Origin of the sequence: Synechococcus sp. CBW1002, assembly GCF_015840915.1 — a bacterium.
GTDB lineage: Bacteria > Cyanobacteriota > Cyanobacteriia > PCC-6307 > Cyanobiaceae > CBW1002.
In genome coordinates this window covers 735649-753722 of record NZ_CP060398.1, presented here as the reverse complement: position 1 = coordinate 753722, position 18074 = coordinate 735649, and the positions used below count along the sequence as shown (strand labels likewise).

Sequence of the window (18074 nt, the reverse complement as noted above, 5' to 3'; positions counted from 1 at the left end):
ATGCGGCGAGGACCAGGGGAAGGATCGCCAACGACCCCACGCCGTCGCCTGTAGCGCCGAGGTGGCTGCGTGGCCAGGCCAGCAGGCCCAGCAGTGCTGCCCATGCCACAGAGCCGAAGCGGAGTCCGGGCAGGCGCAGGGGGTAACCGATTGGCAGCAGGGAGAGCCCCGGTCACGGAAGGGCCGAGCCAGCTGGATCCGGGTGCTGCTCCGGTCGTTGATGCCAGCGCAGTGATGTAAGTGCGGCGCGCTGAAATCTGCTCGTTTCCGCTTCAGCGGAGGCTCCACGGCGCTGATGGGTTGTGATCACTATGCGGCATGCCGCAGGGTCTTGCGCATCCTGCTCTTCGGGGTGGTAGTGGCGGGCGGTCTGGCGACTGTTGTGATCCTGGGATCCACCACGTTGTGGGCGCTCCTGTACTGCAGCGTCAAGACGCCGCTTGACTGCCTCATCTCGCTCGTCGTCGTTCTGCTGCTCTGGGGAGCGGCAGCCGCTCTGGTCGGTTTCACCCTGCTGGGAGCCAGGCGTCTCCGGGGCTGAGAGCCCTGCGGGCCTGCTGGGGCTCTTGCTGTCGCATCAAGAAGCCCGTTGCGGTTGGCCCTCCGGTGATCGGAATCTCCAGGAACGATTCTGTTGTCGCCACGACGGACCCAAGGCACTGCAGGCGTGCCGTGGTCAACGGCGTTTCCTTGAATTGGATCCAGTCTTTTCGACCTCAATCTCGGGTCCTGATCTGGTCGTGGTTTTTCACCGATCCCAGGATGTGCTTGGTTCCAGCCGGCCCCCGGCTTTTCCGATCAACGATCGAGACAACGCGGTTCTGGCGCCTTTGAATCACTACAGCGGAGCACAGAGTGATGCCATTTCAGGCGCGATCAATCTCCATGGCGATGCCTCTGTCGCGATCTGATGTCGTCGCTTCAATGCAACCTTTGGCGCTGATGCGCTGAAGCCCTGATCCAAGTGGAAGGGATGCAACATGATCCGGTGACCCCGAGAGCCACCCCTTGGACAGCGCGACCATCCATGCAAGGGTTGGCCTAGCTGCCTGGCCCCATGAACCTGCCTTCTCCCTTGCCTCGCTCGCTGGTGCTGGGCCTCGGCTTTCCTGTGGTCGTGCTGAACCTCTGGGTGTTCAGCTCGCTGTATCGCGCCTTCGAGGGAGTTGCCTCCACCTTCATCCTGGCGGGGGTGATCGCCCTGATTCTCAACCTCCCGGTGCGGTTGCTGCAAAGGCGCCTGGGCCTGCAGAGGGGCTGGGCGATTGGTGCGGTGTTCCTGCTGTTCATCGGTGGCGCGGTGCTGGCCAGCGCCACCGTGATCCCCTTGCTGTTGCTCCGCTTCATCGGGTTCACCCAGGCGTTACCGGAGTGGATCGATTCCAGCGTCGGCAAGTTGGTGCTGCTGAGCGGCAGGGCCAACGAGGCGGGCCTGCCGCTTGATGCCAGCGTGATCATTGAAGGCGTGGCCGCCAACGTGAAGGATCAGATCGAAAGTGTGCTGCTTGGAATTCCCGGCTTCGTCTCCGGATCGCTTGGCAGCTTCTTCAGCCTGTTTTTCCTGCTCGTGCTGACCATTTTCTTCCTGATCTATGGAGGTGAGCTGGTCCGGAACTGCCTGGTCTCCTGGTTGCCGGGTGACCGTGGCCTGCAGGTTCTCAGCGTGCTTCGGCGTAACTTCAACAGCTATATCTTCAACCAACTGGTGCTGGCCGTGGTGCTGGTCTGTGCGCTGACGCCAGCTTTGGTTGTGCTGCAGGCACCGTTCCCCATCCTTTCGGGTTGCGTCATCGGTCTGATGGGATTCATTCCGTTTGGCGCCATCCTTGGCATTCTGTTGGTCAGCGTCCTGTTTCTGTTCAAGAGCTTCTGGCTTGGTGTGAGAGTGTTCTCCGTGCTGATTCTGTTGGATCAGGTGATTGAGAACATCCTTCCGCCCCGGCTGCTGGGAAAGCTCACCGGCCTCAATCCGATCGTGATCCTCTTTTCGGTGATGGTGGGTGCCACCCTGGCGGATTTCTATGGTGTGATCACGGCTGTACCCATCGCGGCCACGATCAAGGCCTTGTTTCTGGCTCCCAGCTCGCTCCCTGCCACTGCTACTGCCTCCGCCGCCCTGCCGGGTGGTTGCACCACGGAAGAAGTCTGAAGCCAGGTGATGATTGCTCACCTGCCCCCTCTTTTCGGCGTCGATTGGACTCAGCTCTGCCAGGTCCAGCTCCAACCCTGGACGATGTAGTAAGTGCCAGCTGCCAACAGGATCAAGGCGCTGAATCGGGTGAGCCTTCCGCCATGGCTGAGCAGCCGCCTTGAGGCGGTCATCAGCCCAACCCAGAGGCTGGTGACGGCAATCACAGCGGTATAACCCAGGGCATAGCTCATCATCGTGATCACCGACAACAGGGTGGAGCCAGTGCTCGCCGCCGCGGCGAGCACTGAAAACAGCACTGGACTGGCGCAGGGGGAACTGACCAGGCCAAAGCTCATGCCCACCAGGAATGGGCCGCCGGCAGGGGGCAGTTCGGGCAGTCGGGGCAGGGTCAGCGGCAGCCACCCTCCCAGATTCAGGCCCATCAGCAGGATGATCAGTCCCACCCCCAGATGGACCGGACCGCGGTGGTCCACCACGATGGCTGAAGCGAAGGAGGCGATCAGTCCGAACAGGCTCAACACCGCGACGGTGCCGGCCACGAACCCCCCAACCCTGACGATGGCCTGCAGCCGGCTGCGCGGTCCGAGGGTGCCGATGTAACTGAGGTTCATCGGCAGCATCGCCAGCACACAGGGCGACACGCTCGCCAACAGCCCACCCCCAAAAGCGATGAACGGAAGAAGAACCGTGGGGCCTGCGGGGCTGGCCTCGAACCGCTCGGCATAGGTCTGTGACGCTGACAGGATCGCCAGATCCAGGTGGGTGCCGATCCCTGGGAGCCCGTGCACCATCGCCAGCACCACCAGTGGGGCCACTCCCAGGAGCAGCAGAACGGTCAGTCCTGTTCTTCGCACGGCCGAGCGGCTCAAGGTTTGATCATCGATTGAGTTTTCTTGATCGCTGCGCTGTAGGCGCTCGCGTCCGTGCTGGCTCGGAAGGTCTGCACCGTGGCGCCGGTGGCTGGGTTGATCACGGCCACCAAGGAGGTCTGGCTGCGGTTGGCCTCCAGGAAGGGACCAAGGCCAAGGGCACGGGCTCGCTCGCGCGATGCCTTCAACTTGGCGGCATCAGACACATCGAATCGCACGAAGGTGGCCTTGCCGGCCTTCTGCTTTTCCAGGGAACGCAAGGTCGGTTCGATCGTGCGACAGGCGGGGCACCAGCTGGCGTAGATGTCGACCACAACGGGTTTGCCCTGCAGGGACGGGGCGAGGGCGGCACCGGTTTTCTGGGCGACCCATGGGCTGGCACCCTGGGCTGGCGGTGCGACTGGAAGGAATCCAGGCATGGGAATGGTCTGCCCACTCCCGAGCGTGAGCAGGAGAGCGGCAAGGGAAACTTGCATCGCGGCAGGAAGGGCGAATGGTTGGAGTACAAGCCAAGCGTCCAATTGGATTGCTTCGATCCGGCAACGCCGCTCAGATCTGTTCTGAGGCTTGTTGATCTACACCATCGCAACAGGCGACCGATGACCGGTGGATCCGGCTCGATTGATCACCTGTGCTGATTGCGGTGATCACAGCCTCCTGTGGGTTCCGATCGACTGCATCCACCCGAATGGTTCGATTCCCACCTAAAACAGCTGGCACCTCTTCCACACTTGATGGATCCCTTGCCCGCGCTGCTGATGGAAGTCGGTAGCCACCAGGTTGAAGTGGCCGAGACCCTGATCGGGGTTGGTCGGTTTCTCGTGATTTTCGTGGCGGCACGCGCCATGGCCGAGCTGATGGTGCGCCTGCAGCTCCCCACCATCCTCGGCGAACTGGTTGCCGGCGTGTTGATCGGTGTCTCCGGTCTGCATCTGGTGCTCCCGCCGGAGACGCAGGCCCAGCTCAGCGGTGCGGTGCTCGGTCTGGTCGGCTCCCTGGCCGATGTGTCCCCCGAAACGGTGACCTCGGTGTATCGCGAGACGTTCCCCAGCCTGCAGGCTGTGTCTCAGATCGGTCTCTACGCCCTCTTGTTTCTCACGGGGCTTGAAAGCGAACTCGATGAACTGGTGGCCGTGGGGGTGCAGGCCGGCACGGTGGCCCTCACCGGTGTGCTGTTGCCCTTTGCGCTCGGCACCGCGGGCCTCTACTACCTCTTCCATGTGCCTCTGATCCCGGCGGTGTTTGCCGGAGCCGCCATGACGGCCACCTCGATCGGCATCACAGCCAGTGTGTTTGGTGAGTTGCAGTGGCTCAAGCGCAAGGAGGGCCAGATCGTCATCGGCGCGGCCGTGCTGGACGACATCCTCGGCATCGTGATCCTGGCGGTGGTGGTGGCCCTGGCTGGTGGTGGTGCCTTCACCATCGGCCCGATTCTCAAGCTCTGTGCTGCGGCCCTGGTGTTCGTGGCGGCGGCCCTCTTCCTCAGCCGCACCGCTGCGCCGGTCTTCGACTGGGTCGTGGATCGCCTCAAGGCTCCCGGTGATGTGGCCGTGGCCAGCTTCGTGGTGCTCACCCTCAGCTGCTTTGCCGCCCAGGCGATCGGCCTGGAAGCCGCCCTCGGAGCCTTTGCTGCGGGTCTGATCCTCAGCGCCTCAAAGCACACCCACGACATCGACGCGGCCGTCAAACCTCTGGTGGCCCTGTTTGCCACCGTGTTCTTTGTGCTGATCGGCACCGGTATGGATCTGTCGGTGCTGAATCCGTTCGACCCAGCCAACCGTGAAGGGCTGATCGTGGCCGTCTTTCTGCTGGTGGTGGCCGTGGTGGGCAAGGTGGCGGCGGGCTGGAGCTACATCAGCAAAGAACCCAGCAACCGTCTGGTGGTGGGGCTCGGCATGATGCCCCGTGGCGAAGTTGGCCTGATCTTTCTGGGGCTCGGCACCCAGGCCGGCATCCTCACCCCAGCCCTGGAGGCTGCGATCCTGCTGATGGTGATCGGCACCACCTTCCTGGCACCGATCCTGCTGCGCCTGGTGATCGGTGCCAAGCCGGTGCCTGCCCCCCAGCCTTCCTGAGACCAACGATGGTGCCGGCCTCTCCCTATGCCGGGCGCAGGGTCTGCCTCACCACGCTCCATGGCAAGGAGCGGGTGCTGGCCAGGCCTGTGTTTCATGGGCTGGGGGCGGAACTGCTGGTCTGCGGCTGCGACACCGATCAGCTCGGTACCTTCAGCGGCGAGATCGAGCGTCCGGCCGATCCGGTAAGCACCTGTCGCCTCAAGGCCAAACTCGGGCTGGCCGCCACCGGGCTGCCACTGGGTTTGGCCAGTGAGGGCAGCTTCGGGCCCCATCCCGCCGTGCCTTTTCTGCCTGTGGGCCAGGAGGTGCTGGTGTTCGTTGATCTGGAACGTCAGCTCACCGTGGTGGAACGGCGCCTGGAGATGCGCACCACCTTTTCCAGCCGCACGGTGGGGCCGTCGGATCTCAACAGCACTGGCTTCAGCACCTGGTTGCAGCAGGTGCGTTTCCCCAGCCATGCCCTGATCGCTCGCCCAGCCCAGCACGACCCCAGCGGCCGCTGCATCAAGGCCATCCGCACCATCGCTGACCTGGAGGTCGCGTTGGCCCACTGCGCTGCAGCGTCCTCCAATGGCGAGGTGCTGCTCGAAACCGATATGCGAGCCCATTGCAATCCCACCCGGATGGCAAGCATCCGCCGACTGGGCTTCCAACTGGTGCGACGGATCCGTCAGCTGTGTCCGGCTTGTGAATCACCGGGCTGGGGACGAACCGAGGCTGTGGCAGGCCTGCCGTGCCGTTGCTGCGGAACTGCCACGCCGCTGATGGCGCAGGAGCGCTGGGGCTGTTCGGCCTGTTGCCACAGCGAGCTGAAGCCCCGCCGGGATGGCAGGCGGGAGGCTGACCCGATGCATTGCCCCTGGTGTAACCCCTGACCCGCCACCAGGTCCGCTGGCCCGTTGCGGTTGCTCCTCAGGCGGCGGGAATCTCCAGGCGTTGATCACGCTGACTTATGGATGCAATCTGGAATCCTGCGGGTTTAAATCGACACATCTGCCAAAGCAAGACTTAAGGTTTGCGGACCTAATTCAGCCGTGATTTCCCCTGTGTCTATGGTGAGTATCTTCGGCAGTCGACATGTTTTCAGGGGACGATGTCTCCCTCTCTCCTTTGTCTTCTGTCGGCCGATCTTCGCTTCTTGATGCGCTGACTGCCTCAGGCTTGCTGCTTCTGCTCCTCGCCGTATCCCGTGATGGCCATCTCCATGTCACGTCGTTGTCTTCGCCTGAGCCTGCGGGCCGGGGAGAGGTTGCCCGCCAACCTTTGCTGGCGGATTGAGCAGGGTCATGTCTGGTTGGCCCGCTGGAGTGCGGGGCTTGACCCTCTCACCCTCGGGGTCTGGGGCCCCGGCGAGGTGGTGATCCCGGCGCTGATCGGCCTTTCCGGCCTCGAACTGCGCACGCTCTCGCCGGTTGTGGTCGAAGAGGAGGAGGCCTCCAGCGCGATGGAGCGCGAGTTTCTCGAAGAACAGTTGCGTCAGGCGGCCATCCTGTTGATGCTCAGCCGTGTGCGTCCTGCGGAAGCCCGGCTGCTGCAGTTGCTGGATTGGTTCGGCACGCGCTTCGGCACCATGACCAGCCAGGGGGTGACGCTCACGTTTGGCGAGAAGCTCCTCACGCATCAACAGCTGGCAGACATCGCCGGCATGACCAGAGTCACGGTGACCAAGGCGCTCACCAGCTTCCGCCAGGCTGGTGTGATTGCCTGTCAGGCCGGCGGATCGCTCCTGCTGCGGCTTCCTTGTTCTAAATTCCTGGATTAGAGCTGAACGGCAGGGGCATGACGACGAGGACCATGCCCGGATCCACCATCAAGTGGCTGGAGTTTCCGGAGCAAGCTCTGCCGTATCTCCAGGATGGCCGCCTCCAGAGAGGATCCCAGCATCGATGGGCCCTGGGATCAGCGGATCGGAATCGCTGAATCGAGAGTGGTGGCAGCCGCCGGCCCCGACAGACTGAACCGCCCATTGGGCCCGCACCATCCACCCGCAGCATCCATCGATCCGCAGCATCCAACGATGGGAAGGTTCAACAGGCCATCACGACGGCGTCGCCGCAGCACCACCAGACCACGGTATGCCCCACCAGCAGGCCGGCCAGGACTGTCCTGGGGCGTCGTGGCCACGATCGCCCTGGTGCTGGTGTTCTTGCCGGTCCTGCTTTACACCCAGCATCAATCAGGCCATCAGCCCCTCAAGATGCGCAGGGAGCTCCGCAAGTTCTGAACACAGCATCAGCGCCACGCGCCCTCACTGAGTCCAGACGCATTGCTCCTATTCCCATCATCGGAGCCTGAGGGCCTGCCGCCGCAGCTGGGGTCTCCGTTGTCTGCTTCCCGCAGGGTTGTGACCACCTCCGTCAGCAGCGCCTCGCCCTGGGCACGAGCCTCGACGGGCATCGAGAAACCCAGCACCACGGTCTCGCCGCTGGCCAGGGGCAGTGCGTAGATCTCCCCGAGCCGTGGCCGTGGGATGGAGGTGGTGAAGCTGTCACCGTCCACTGGGCGGCCCAGCAGCGTGCGGCGGATCGGACCACCGCCCGGACCCGCGGCCAGGAAGATGGAGCGCACGTAGGCGCGCAGTTCGCCCGGCGTCATGCCTGCCTTGGTGCTGCTGGCCTCAGGGCCGAAGCGAACAGCGGTGATGCTGAACCGCTGGCGCTCGAAGGGCACGCCGGCGGGGAACCCGACGGCCAGGGCGTCGAGGCCAACCGGTTCCGGCGTTGAGAAGGGCTCGGCGGTGCGCCAGCAGAGGCCCTGCATCCTGGTGACATGGCCAGGAGTCAGCGCCAGGAGCCCCAGGCCCATGGCCAGCATGGAGGGCAGGCCCATCGACCCCGCAGCGGCTTGCGCGAGGCTAATGCTGCTCTCGCGCCCGGCCGTTTCACTGGATCCATGCCTCTTCCATCGGTTGAACCTGTCGATGTCGTGGTGGTGGGTGGCGGCCTCTCCGGCCTGGTGGCGGCCCGGGCCCTGCAGGCGGCGGGCCGCTCGGTGCGCCTGGTCGAGGCGGCCGGGCAGCTGGGCGGCCGTATGACCGGCCAGCGGCTGCCGCTGCCCAGCGAACCCTGGATCGACCTGGGCGGTCAGTGGGTCGGTCCCACTCAGACCCGCTTCCTCGCCCTGCTCGATCGCCACGGCATCCGCCGCTTCGAATCCCCCCATGACGGCGCCACGGTGCTGGTGTTCGGCGGCAGCCGCTGTACCTTCGCCGGCTTCTTCCAGGGCTTTCCTGAGGGGCAGCCCCCGGCGGTGCCCAGCGCCGACTGGGCCGATGCCATGGCCGCCCTGGAGCGCTTCCAGGCGCTGGTGGCTCAGTTCCCCGACGGCCACCCCCACCACCATCCCGCCGCCGCCGAACTGGATCGCCTCAGCTTCCAGGACTGGATCGACGCCCACACCCACACCCCCTTCGCCGCCTGGTATTTCGCCTACTTCTGCCGGGCGGTGGGATTCCTGGGCCCGGCCGAGCCGGAGCAGGTGTCGCTGTTGCATGTGCTCTGGGGCCAGCACACCGCCTCCCAGGGCGAACACCCCGAGCAGGAGCTGCTCCATGGCGGCGCCGGCCAGCTGCCGGCCCTGCTGGCGGCGGAGCTGGGCGAGGGGGTGGTGGTGCTGGGAGAACCGGCATTGGAGGTGCTGGAAGACCCCGGCGCCGCTTCGCCTGTTGCGCTCACCGTGTCCACCGATCGGGCGGCATATCCCTGCCGTGCGGTGATCGTGGCCATGCCGCCGGCGATGGTGGCCCGCCTGCGCTTCTCGCCGGAGCTGCCCGCCGACCGCCAGCAGCTCAACCAGGAGATGGTGATGGGCGCCTGCGCCAAGGTGCTGGTGGTGTATGCCAGGCCCTGGTGGCGGGAGCAGGGGCTGTCGGGGATCGCCATCGGCGATCAGCCCACGGTGGAGCTCTGCGCCGACAGCTCCGATCCCGAGAGCGGTGCGGGTGTGCTGGCCGCCTTCATGGTGGGCCATCGCTATCACCGCTGGGCAACCCTTTCCGAGGTGGAGCGGCGGCAGGCGGTGCTGGCGGATCTGGCCGCCTATCTGGGCCCGCAGGCCCTTGAGCCCGTGGCCTACGTGGAGAAGGACTGGCCGGCCATGCCCTTCGTGGGCGGTGCCTTCGCCGGTTGGATGCCACCGGGACTGTGGAGCCGCTGTGGTGAGGCGATGCGCCGGCCCCATGGCCGGGTGTTCTGGGCCGGCACCGAGGTGGCCGAGCGCTGGCCGGGCTTTTTTGAAGGGGCGGTGCGCAGTGGTGAAGAGGCGGCGGCGGCGGTGCTGGAACGGCTCGACGCAGGCTGCTGAGTCCTCCGGCCGCAGGCTCTACCAGGGCAGTACCTGGCCATTGGCATGCCAGAAGGTGCCGGAGGTCTCGAGCGTGAGGGCATCGATGCGCTCCAGCAGGCCGCGCACTGCCTGCTCCGTGGTGATGCCCTGCTCGGTGAAGCCCGTCATGCGGGTGCGCACCAGCCCGGGGTGAAGGATGGCCACGGCGATGCCACGGGGCGCCAGGTCAACCGCCAGCGACTTGCCTGCCATGCACAGCGCCACCTTGGACATCCGGTAGCCATAGGACCCGCCGGAACTGTTGTCGGCGATCGAACCCATGCGGCTGGTCATCAGGATCAGCTTGGAGCCGGCGTGCAGCTGGTCCAGCAGGGCCCGGGTGAGCCGCAGCGGGCCGAGGGCGTTCACCTCGAACTGGCGCCGCACGCTCTCCGGATCGAGATCCTGCAGGTTGGTGCGCTCAAGGATGCCGGCGTTGTGGATTAGGCCATCGAGCGGCAGGCCGCCGAGCCGCTCCACCAGGCTGCCCATCGCTGTGTCGGAGGTGATGTCCACCCCCGCTTCGATTCGCACCCCAAGGGCCTCCAGCTCCTCCGATGGGGTGCGGCAGACCGCGACCACGCTGTCGCCCCGCGCCTGGAGCTGGCGGCAGTATTCGGTACCGATACCGCGGTTGGCGCCGGTGATCAGGTAGGTGGCCATGGCCGGATCTGCTGGACGGACACCCGCACCTTCTCACCCAGGGCCGGCGGATGAATAGTCAGAAGTGGAAGGGCCCTGTGGATCCAATCGCTACAGCTTCGGTGAATCCGTCTGTGCTGCGCAGTGGATCCAGTTCCGGACCCATTCCCCCTACCCATGCATCCCAGGAGGTCACACCATGGCTCTCTTGAAACGAGAATCCCTCAAGGACGTTGAGGATCTGTTCGATCGCTACCCCCTGTCGCTCCCATGGCCCTTCGGGCGGAGTGGCTCCAGTCTCTCGACCATGGCCCTGAGCGACTGGCAGCCCCGGGTGGATATCTCCGAATCCGCCAGTGGCTACGAGGTGCGAGCCGACATCCCCGGAGTCTGCAAGGAAGACCTGCGGGTGACCCTCCAGGATGGGATCCTCACCATCCAGGGGGAGCGCCACCAGGAGAAGAAGGAGGACTCCGAACGTCTGCATCGGGTCGAGCGTGTCTACGGAAGCTTCAGCCGCAGTTTCCACCTGCCGGAAGATGCCGATGCGACAGCGATGCAGGCCGCGGCAAAGGACGGACAACTCACTGTGACCGTGCCGCGCAGGGAGTCTGCACCCAGTGAGGAACCGGTTCAGATTCCGGTTCAGTGAGCGATCAGCCCCATCGCGCGCGGTCGATTCGGCTCTGCGGGATGGGGCTTCCAACCTCAGACACTCAGGCCCAGTTCCTCCTCCATGCCGGCCAGCACCACATCGGCCACCAGCTGGATGCGGTAGCGGCAGGCCTGCGTGACACTGCAGTCGAAGCTGCCGTGCTCCCAGTACTTGTTGCTGCCGGCGCCACCGCCGCACAGCCCGAAATAGTCACAGTCCCGGCGGCAACGCGCGACACCGGCGGCGATCTCCCGGTGGACCATCTGAAACTTGTCGGTGGCGACCGACGCTTCGAGGCTGCCGGTGAGCACATTGCCGAAGGAAAAGTCGCCGTATTCCGCCGTGGAGACCGACAACAGCTCCGGATCAAAGGTGGAGAAGTTACCCCTGGCATCCACGTTCACGATCACAAAGGGCGTGTTCATATCCGTCTGTTCCATCCGGGCGTCGGCGCAGGCAAGGCTGGTGACACCGTCGAACTCGCGCACCCGCAGCCGCTCCGGTTCGGCCCGGGTCCGCTGCCAGAGATGCTCCAGGAAGACGCGATAGCGGCGCTCTCCATCGGGGCGCTCCAGGGTGGACTGGAGGTTTTCGCCCTCGGTTTCCTCCATGTTGAAGCCCACGTCCTCGATGCCGTGATCGGTGAAGAAGCGGTAAATGGCCTCGGCGTGGTCGAGAGCATCGGCCGTGAGCACGCAGATCACCTGGAAGGGAATGCCGCGCTGCTGCAGATGGGCGATCCCGCGCATCACAGCGCCATGGGTGGGCTTGCCGGTGCGGGTGACGCGATGGGCGTCGTGCAGAAAAGCGGGACCATCCATGCTCACGCCCACATGGATGCCGTTGCGTTCAAAGCAATCGCACCAGGCATCGTCGATCACCGTGGCGTTGGTCTGCAACGATTGGTGGATCGTGTCGGGCGGCAGTCCATGGCGCGCCAGCACACGTTCAAGACATTCAGTGGCCGCGTCGTAGAACGCGATCGGCATGGTGAGCGGCTCCCCCGCATGCCAGAGCAGGGTGAAACCACCATCGACATAGGGGCTCTCAAGCACCCGCTCCAGCGCTGCCTCCAGGATGTCCAGGGAGATCCGGCGGCGGTCGTTGCGGCTGGGCAGATAGCAGTAGTCGCAGTCGAGGTTGCAGAACGGGGTGGGCTGCACCACCAGCAGACGCACGGGGCCGAATCGCCCAGGCAACGGCTCATGCAAGGGCTGAGTCACCAGTGATTGCGGAAGCCCCCGTTACGGAATCCCCCCCCGTTGCGGAAACCGCCGTTGCGGAAACCGCCATTACCGAAGCCCCCATTGCGGAAGCCGCCGTTATAAAAACCGCCGTTGCGGAAGCCGCCGCCATTGGCCCAGCCAATCCCGGGAGCATTGACGAAGATCGCCGAAATCGCCCCCTCGGGGATGGACGTGGTGGTGGAGTCCATCACCTCCTCTCCCTGCTGTTCCCGCATGGCGGCGGCGATGCGACGCAGGCGAGCCTCAACGCTTCCCTGCGGCGGCGGATCGTCCAGCGGCTCCTGACGACTGCCGGCCCCCAGGGCAAGGGCCGCCCCTGGATCCATGGGCAACGACGCCATGATCAGCAGGAGGCCGAACAGACGGGAACGGGAAAGGAACGCCATCGAAGCAGGGGCTGACGAAGGAACGGAGGGACGGCCCGGAGGCAACCGACCTCAGGGGACGGCCTGGTTGGGAGCGTGCTGATTCAGGGGGTGGGCTGTGCCGACGACTTGGCCGGTGGCAGCGGCCTGATGGCCTCCACACCCAGCAACACCGACTCGTAGTAGGTGCGGATCTGCTCCGGGGATCGGTTCAGGGCACTGCCCGGGCCAACCCAGCGATGGACGGCCGTGACCGCATCATTCTGGCCATCGAGGTAGCCCTGCAGGAAGCGGGCGATCGCCAGGTTGACCAGATTGCGGAAGGCCGAATCGTTCTCGGGGAGAACACAGGCCAGCGCATAGTTTTCGTAAGGAACCTCGGGCGTCAGCACCAGGGGAGGAGACGCTGGACCCCCGGCGAGGCTGGCCAGCAGGGCCGTGTCGCCGATCACCCCATCCACCTGTCCGGCCTTCAAGGCAGCCACCGCCGCGGCCAGGGAGGGGAAGTCCACCGCCTTGGCCTCAGGCTGAATGCCCTGCAGTTCGGTGGCGGCCAGGGATTCGCTCACCACGCCGATCCGGCGGCCCGCCAGCGATTCGGGCGAACCATCCAGGCGCCCGGCGGGGGCCAGCAGCCGCAGGCCGGAAATCCCGATCGGCAGGGAGTAATCGATCCACATGTCCCGCTCCCAGCTGAACGGCAGCCCGCAGGCCAGATCAGCCTTGCCCTCGGCGAGGCGTTGACCCAGGTCGCCTGGGTTGGTCACCGCCTCGAAGCGCAGTTTCACCGGACGTCCCACCGCGGAGGCCAGCTCGGCCTGAATGCGACGCGCCACCTCGACGCCGTAACCGATCGGCTGGCCCTGGGCGTCGACGGAGACCAGGGGCGCCAGATCCGACGGGCCGACCAGAACCAGCTCTCCGGTGCGAGCAACCCGATCGACGACCCCCTCAGGCTGGGCCTTGGTCTGGGCCCGGGCCAGCGGCGTCCAGGCAAGCGTGAGCAGTGTCAGAGCGGTGGAGGCCAGCCAGCGGCGGCGGCCTGAACGGTGAGGTCGCGGCAAGAGGAGGCGCAGCGGAGGCCGCTTCCCAATGTGGAGAGGGATGGCCCACCTGGCCACGTTGGCAGCGGCTGTTGGGGCGATTCTTCACCAAACCCCTGAGACAAGCAGCAGATCGGACGTTTCGGCTGACTTTCCGTCAGGCGACGACAGGATCGAAGCGCATGCTCAGGTCCAGCCAGGCCGAGCGGGTGATCGGTGCACTGGTGGAGATCAGATCGATGCCGGTGGCGGCATAGGCCCGCAACTGCTCCGGGGCGATGCCGGAGGCCTCCAGCACGACCCGCCCCCTGCCGTGCCCCGCGACGGCGGCGGCCAGGGCCTGTTCGCGCAGGCGGGGCACCAGCTCATGCAGCTGATCGGGGCTGAATTCATCCAGCAGCACCCCATCGGCACCGGCGGCCACGGCGGCTTCGGCTTCGCGGGCGGTTTCGGCCTCCACGATCACCGCCGCCGGCCAGGGCGCCTGGGCGCGCACCGCCGCCACGGCGGGGGTCACACCACCGGCCCAGGCGAGATGGTTCTCCTTGAGCATGGCGGCATCATCAAGGCCGAGGCGGTGGTTCAGACCGCCACCGCAGCGCACGGCGTACTTCTCCAGCAGCCGCAGGCCAGGCGTGGTCTTGCGGGTGTCGGCCAGGCGCACGCCTGTGCCCGCCAGCGTCGCCACCAGGGCGGCGGTGGCGGTGGCGATGCCGGAAAGTCGCATCGCCAGGTTCAAGGCGGTGCGCTCCCCGGCCACCAGGGCTTCAGCCGCCCCCTCCAGTTCCAGCAGCTGCTGACCCGCCTGCACCGCCTCCCCCTCTTCCACCAGACGCCGCACCCGCATCTGGGGATCGAGCAGGCCGAACAGGGCCTCCGCCAGCACGGCTCCGCAGAGCACCCCAGGCTGTTTGGCGATCCAGTGGGCATGCCCCTGGCGCCCCCGCAGTGCTGGAGCGGTGAGATCACCGCGGCCGATGTCCTCCGCCAGCCAGGCGCGCAGCTGGGCCTCGAGCTCCGGCGTGACAGGCAGGTGCGGCATGGCGCAGGCGGTGAGGCGGCATCGACAAAGCCTGCCTGAGCCGATCACCCCAGGGCACGATCACCGCCGCCTCACTTGCCGATGCAGAAGCGCGCAAACACCCGATCGAGCACCGCTTCGCTCACCTCCTCACCGGTGATCTCACCGAGGGCCCGCACCGCCGCCCGCAGATCGATGGTCCAGAAATCCCATGGCAGCTGCTGACCCGCCGCCTCGAGGCTGCGCTCCAGGCTGGCGGCGGCCACCGCCGCCAGATCCCGCTGGCGGGCATTGAGGGCCACCTGCAGCCCCTGCGCCTCACCGGCTCCACAGCGCTGCAGCAGCAGCTGGGCCAGGGCCTCGCAGCCGTCGCCACTGAGGGCACTGATCGCCACATCGGCGGGCGCCGTCGTGGGCAAATTCCCAGGAGGGATCGCACCGGCGTTCACGCCGGCCGCATCGGCCTTGTTGCCCACCACCAGCAGCGGCACCGCCTCGGGCACCTGCTCCAGCAACTCCTGATCAGCGGCGGTCCAGCCGGCCTCAAGGTCGAACAGCAGCAGCACCCCATCCGCCGCGGCCAGGGCGGCGCGGCTGCGGGCGATGCCGAGCTGCTCGACCCGGTCGTGGGTGGGGCGGATGCCGGCGGTATCGAGCAGGGTGAGGGGCACGCCGCCGAGCACCAGCTCGCTTTCGAGCAGATCGCGGGTGGTGCCCGGCAGATCGGTCACGATCGCCCGCTCCCGCTGGCTGAGCCGGTTGAGCAGGCTGGATTTCCCCACATTGGGGCAGCCCACGATCGCCACCCGCAGGCCCTCCCGCAGCAGCTCCCCCTGGCGCGCCTCCCGCACCAGGGCCTCCAGCTGCTCGCCCACCCCCGCCAGGGCGGCGACCACGGCGGCGGCATCCAGGGGTGGCAGATCCTCCTCGAAGTCCACCCGGGCCTCCAGCTCGGCCAGCTGATCGAGCAGCTGCTCACGCAGCCCTGCGATGCGGGACTGCAGTCCCCCGTCCAGGCCGGCCATGGCCAGCTGGGCGGCCCGGCGACTGCGGGCGGTGATCATCTCGCTCACAGCCTCGGCGCGGGTGAGATCGAGCCGACCGTTGAGGAAGGCCCGCTGGCTGAATTCCCCTGGCAAGGCACGCCGAGCCCCGGCCGCCAGCACCAGCTCCAGCACCCGCTGCACCGCCATCAGGCCCCCGTGGCAATGAAGTTCCACCACGGTTTCGCGGGTGAAGCTGCGCGGAGCGCGCATCAGCAGCAGCAGGGCCTCGTCGACGCGCTCCCCACTGGCCGGGTCGACCACGTGGCCGTAGAGCACCCGATGGCTGTCCCAGGTCTGCTGGCCAGGCGCCCGGAACAGCGACCGGCCGATCGGCTCCGCCTCGGGTCCGGACATTCTTACGATCGCAACGCTGCCCTGACCCGCCGCGATCGCGGTCGCCACCGCCGCGATGGTGTCGTCGCCATGACCCTGACTGCCGTTCCCCTGCCCGCCGTCCACCTGTTCATGGCGCCGCACTTCTCCCAGTTTCGACCGCACGGATCCCTGGTGCGACTGATCCAGCGTGCCGGCGTCTGGCTCTGGCACCAGGAGGGCAGCCCAGGACAACGCGCCCGCGGCCTGGCGGCCGGGGTGTTCTGCGGCTGCTTCCCGTTCTTTGGTGTGCAGACCCTGCTGGGGATTGCTCTGGCCAGCGTGATGCGCGGCAACCACCTGCTGGCCGCAGCCGGCACCTGGATCAGCAACCCCTTCACCTATGTGCCGCTCTATTGGATCAACTACAGAATCGGCTCACTTCTGCTTGGACCCGGCAAGGGATGGCCGGGGCTGGAGGTGATGCGAAGCGAAGCGATCTGGCAGCTGGGCTGGTCGTTCGTCAACCGGATGTTGCTGGGCTCGCTGCTGATGGGCCTGGTGGCGGCCAGTCTCTGCGGCTGGACCTATTGGCGCTGGCTGCAGCGCCATGGCAACGCCCCGGCAAACCTGAACGACCTCACAAGTTCGTGAGGCCGGGGAACACCATCAGATCGATGTGGCCGCCATTGGGATGGCGCCATTCCCGGAATTCAGCGGCCAGGGCCCGCTGTTCCTGGGGCAACGACTGAGCCTGCAGATCCTGGAGGCGCTGATGCACCAGATCAAGGGTGTTATCGATCAGCTGGGCAGCCTGTTCGGAGGTCATGTTGCACACTGCGGAGGGGCCAATACCCCGTTGGTGGTGCGTTTGTAGAGAAACCAACCCAATGCAGCTGTAGCGCCAGACACCCGGCCCCAATGCTGTGGGGGGATGCTCACCAGCAAGACGCAGCAGAGATCAGTCGGGAGACAACTGCGTGCCGTCCAGCCAGGAGTGGAACGGCTGCCAGTCGTCGTGTTGATTGATCGCCGTGTTGATCGATCGCCTCCCAGATCTGCTCGATCACCGGACGGATCGGCGTTACCGGCAGGTTCCAGCGCTGCAGCCGGGCCGCCACAGTGTCGCCATCGCCCATGCCGGCCTCACCTGCGCTGGCAGCATCCGAGCCGGCAGAGTCAGCGCCGTGGCTCCAGCTCCACCAGGCCTCCCGCCAGGCGAGCCATTCAGACCGCGGCGGCTCGGCAGCCTCCGGCACGAAGGGAATCAGATCCTCAGGCCCCGCCGGCAAGCCATGGGTGCCCACATGGGCGGCCAGAGCGGCGAAGAAGCTGCCGTAGCCCACTGGCCAGGCCGCCAGCAACTGCAAGGTGGAGAGCACCGGATCGGGCAGCTCTGCCCTTGCGGTCGCCAGGCCGAGCAGGCGCAGCAGGCCGTGGCGGTCGTGGGCGTCGTAGGTGGGGGCAAAGCGCTCCAGCCGGGCCTCGAGTTCGGCTCGCGGCAGCAGCATGGCCAGGGGCTCCTGCAGCAGGCGCAGGTTGTGATGGCAGATCAGTGGCTGCTGGCCATAGGCGTACAGACCGCTGTGGTCGAAATAGGCGGCGGTGAAGCCGGGATCCCAGCGGTCGAGAAAAGCGAAGGGGCCGTAGTCGAAGCTCTCACCGGCTAGAGACATGTTGTCGGTGTTGAGCACGCCGTGGGTGAAGCCGGCGGCCATCCATTCGGCAGCGAGCCGCGCCATCCGTTCCACCAGCTCGCCATAGAACGCCAGCAGCTGGGGTTCGGTGTTGTTCGCAGCGGCATCCGCAGCGGCACCGGGCCGGCAATCGACCGGATGGGCAGCGGCGATGGAGGGGTAATAGACGGCCACCACATGGCGCAGCAACCGCTCCAGCAGATCGGGACGGCGCCGATGCAGCAATCGCTCGCAGGTGCCGAAGCGGAGGTGGGTGCGCGCCATCCGCTGCCTTTTGTGCCGAGGTCCTGCAGCTGGCCGTGGCGATCGCGCAGCTGGCCGTAGAGAAAGCCGCGGCCATCGCCGAGGAAGGGGTTGTAAGTGCCGAACTGGTAGCCGTGGTAGCGCAGGGCCAGCAACGGCTGCCGGGCCTCGAAGCCTCCGTAGGCCGCCTCAAGATCCGCATCAGCCACAGCACTGGGATCAAGGCCCAGCTGCTCGAGCAGGGCATCGTTGCGGAAGCGCAGTGTCGTGCGGGGGAAACGGGCCGCCTCCGCCACATCCCAGTACTCAGGGCCGAGCCCCTCGATGGAGGGCTCGAAGGGCAGGCTCAGCAGGGGATTGCCCTGGCCGGCCGGAGCTGAA

Annotated in this window: 19 protein-coding genes and 1 pseudogene; 9 read left to right on the top strand and 11 right to left on the bottom strand. The window is 66.4% G+C overall.

Annotation, left to right across the window (positions count from 1 at the left end; translation table 11 throughout):
* The first annotated feature begins 295 nt into the window (after positions 1-295).
* From H8F24_RS03550 to H8F24_RS03545, 3 genes are all read left to right on the top strand, one after another.
* Complete coding sequence (locus tag H8F24_RS03550; protein ID WP_197171001.1) at positions 296-541, top strand: hypothetical protein; 246 nt, start codon at positions 296-298, stop codon at positions 539-541.
* Entirely contained in the window at positions 441-911 is a 471-nt protein-coding gene (locus tag H8F24_RS20065) for a DM13 domain-containing protein (RefSeq protein ID WP_370594793.1), read from the top strand. The genes H8F24_RS03550 and H8F24_RS20065 overlap by 101 nt, the downstream gene beginning before the upstream one ends.
* Positions 912-1057: 146 nt before the next feature.
* On the top strand, positions 1058-2149 hold the full coding sequence (locus tag H8F24_RS03545) for an AI-2E family transporter (protein WP_197158344.1): 1092 nt from the start codon (positions 1058-1060) through the stop codon (positions 2147-2149).
* A gap of 50 nt (positions 2150-2199) precedes the next feature.
* Here the strand turns inward: H8F24_RS03545 and H8F24_RS03540 are convergent, their stop codons facing one another.
* Together H8F24_RS03540 and H8F24_RS03535 are read right to left on the bottom strand one after the other, a co-directional pair.
* Positions 2200-3021 (bottom strand): cytochrome c biogenesis protein CcdA, encoded by an 822-nt coding sequence (locus H8F24_RS03540; RefSeq protein WP_197170997.1) that lies wholly within the window; start codon positions 3019-3021, stop codon positions 2200-2202.
* Positions 3018-3440 carry a co-chaperone YbbN gene (locus H8F24_RS03535; RefSeq protein ID WP_197170995.1) on the bottom strand — a complete coding sequence of 141 codons (423 nt, stop codon included), beginning with the start codon at positions 3438-3440 and terminating at the stop codon, positions 3018-3020. The genes H8F24_RS03540 and H8F24_RS03535 overlap by 4 nt, the downstream gene beginning before the upstream one ends.
* 315 nt (positions 3441-3755) lie before the next feature.
* On the opposite strand from H8F24_RS03535, the gene H8F24_RS03530 reads away from it, so the two are divergent.
* The 3 genes from H8F24_RS03530 (at position 3756) to H8F24_RS03520 (ending at position 6861) form a co-directional block, all read left to right on the top strand.
* Complete coding sequence (locus tag H8F24_RS03530; protein WP_197158350.1) at positions 3756-5096, top strand: cation:proton antiporter; 1341 nt, start codon at positions 3756-3758, stop codon at positions 5094-5096.
* Between the two features lie 8 nt (positions 5097-5104).
* Positions 5105-5974 carry a DUF6671 family protein gene (locus H8F24_RS03525; protein ID WP_197170993.1) on the top strand — a complete coding sequence of 290 codons (870 nt, stop codon included), beginning with the start codon at positions 5105-5107 and terminating at the stop codon, positions 5972-5974.
* A 317-nt stretch (positions 5975-6291) separates the two neighbouring features.
* Positions 6292-6861, top strand: coding sequence for a Crp/Fnr family transcriptional regulator (locus tag H8F24_RS03520; protein ID WP_197170991.1), 570 nt, complete (start codon positions 6292-6294; stop codon positions 6859-6861).
* Between the two features lie 470 nt (positions 6862-7331).
* Here the strand turns inward: H8F24_RS03520 and H8F24_RS03515 are convergent, their stop codons facing one another.
* Positions 7332-7928 carry a hypothetical protein gene (locus tag H8F24_RS03515; protein ID WP_197170989.1) on the bottom strand — a complete coding sequence of 199 codons (597 nt, stop codon included), beginning with the start codon at positions 7926-7928 and terminating at the stop codon, positions 7332-7334.
* A gap of 63 nt (positions 7929-7991) precedes the next feature.
* Here H8F24_RS03515 and H8F24_RS03510 point away from each other — a divergent pair, with 63 nt between their 5' ends.
* Positions 7992-9401 carry an FAD-dependent oxidoreductase gene (locus tag H8F24_RS03510; protein WP_197170987.1) on the top strand — a complete coding sequence of 470 codons (1410 nt, stop codon included), beginning with the start codon at positions 7992-7994 and terminating at the stop codon, positions 9399-9401.
* Positions 9402-9419: 18 nt separating this feature from the next.
* Here H8F24_RS03510 and H8F24_RS03505 read toward each other — a convergent pair whose 3' ends face one another.
* Complete coding sequence (locus tag H8F24_RS03505) at positions 9420-10085, bottom strand: SDR family oxidoreductase (RefSeq protein ID WP_197158360.1); 666 nt, start codon at positions 10083-10085, stop codon at positions 9420-9422.
* Between the two features lie 178 nt (positions 10086-10263).
* Here H8F24_RS03505 and H8F24_RS03500 point away from each other — a divergent pair, with 178 nt between their 5' ends.
* Positions 10264-10716 (top strand): Hsp20/alpha crystallin family protein, encoded by a 453-nt coding sequence (locus tag H8F24_RS03500; RefSeq protein WP_197158361.1) that lies wholly within the window; start codon positions 10264-10266, stop codon positions 10714-10716.
* Between the two features lie 56 nt (positions 10717-10772).
* On the opposite strand, the gene grrM is transcribed toward H8F24_RS03500, so the two are convergent.
* The 5 genes from grrM to mnmE all read right to left on the bottom strand — a co-directional run bounded on the left by grrM (position 10773) and on the right by mnmE (position 15795).
* A complete protein-coding gene (gene grrM / locus H8F24_RS03495) occupies positions 10773-11930 on the bottom strand; it encodes a cyclophane-forming radical SAM/SPASM peptide maturase GrrM/OscB (RefSeq protein ID WP_197158363.1) in 1158 nt (385 codons plus the stop codon).
* An 8-nt stretch (positions 11931-11938) separates the two neighbouring features.
* A complete protein-coding gene (gene grrA / locus H8F24_RS03490; protein ID WP_197170985.1) occupies positions 11939-12352 on the bottom strand; it encodes a GrrA/OscA1 family cyclophane-containing rSAM-modified RiPP in 414 nt (137 codons plus the stop codon).
* Between the two features lie 83 nt (positions 12353-12435).
* A complete protein-coding gene (gene grrP / locus H8F24_RS03485; protein ID WP_231598076.1) occupies positions 12436-13395 on the bottom strand; it encodes an extracellular substrate binding-like orphan protein GrrP in 960 nt (319 codons plus the stop codon).
* Positions 13396-13531: 136 nt separating this feature from the next.
* Positions 13532-14416: a carboxylating nicotinate-nucleotide diphosphorylase gene (gene nadC / locus H8F24_RS03480; RefSeq protein WP_197158366.1), complete on the bottom strand. Its 885-nt coding sequence runs from the start codon at positions 14414-14416 to the stop codon at positions 13532-13534.
* A gap of 71 nt (positions 14417-14487) precedes the next feature.
* Complete coding sequence (gene mnmE / locus H8F24_RS03475) at positions 14488-15795, bottom strand: tRNA uridine-5-carboxymethylaminomethyl(34) synthesis GTPase MnmE (RefSeq protein WP_231598075.1); 1308 nt, start codon at positions 15793-15795, stop codon at positions 14488-14490.
* A 111-nt stretch (positions 15796-15906) separates the two neighbouring features.
* Here mnmE and H8F24_RS03470 point away from each other — a divergent pair, with 111 nt between their 5' ends.
* Positions 15907-16407, top strand: coding sequence for a DUF2062 domain-containing protein (locus H8F24_RS03470; RefSeq protein ID WP_197158367.1), 501 nt, complete (start codon positions 15907-15909; stop codon positions 16405-16407).
* On the opposite strand, the gene H8F24_RS03465 is transcribed toward H8F24_RS03470, so the two are convergent.
* Both H8F24_RS03465 and H8F24_RS03460 read right to left on the bottom strand, forming a co-directional pair.
* A complete protein-coding gene (locus tag H8F24_RS03465; protein ID WP_197158369.1) occupies positions 16394-16582 on the bottom strand; it encodes a hypothetical protein in 189 nt (62 codons plus the stop codon). The two genes, H8F24_RS03470 and H8F24_RS03465, sit on opposite strands and share 14 nt — an antisense overlap.
* Positions 16583-16714: 132 nt before the next feature.
* A pseudogene (locus tag H8F24_RS03460) lies at positions 16715-18043 on the bottom strand (protein adenylyltransferase SelO family protein).
* Between the last annotated feature and the right edge of the window lie 31 nt (positions 18044-18074).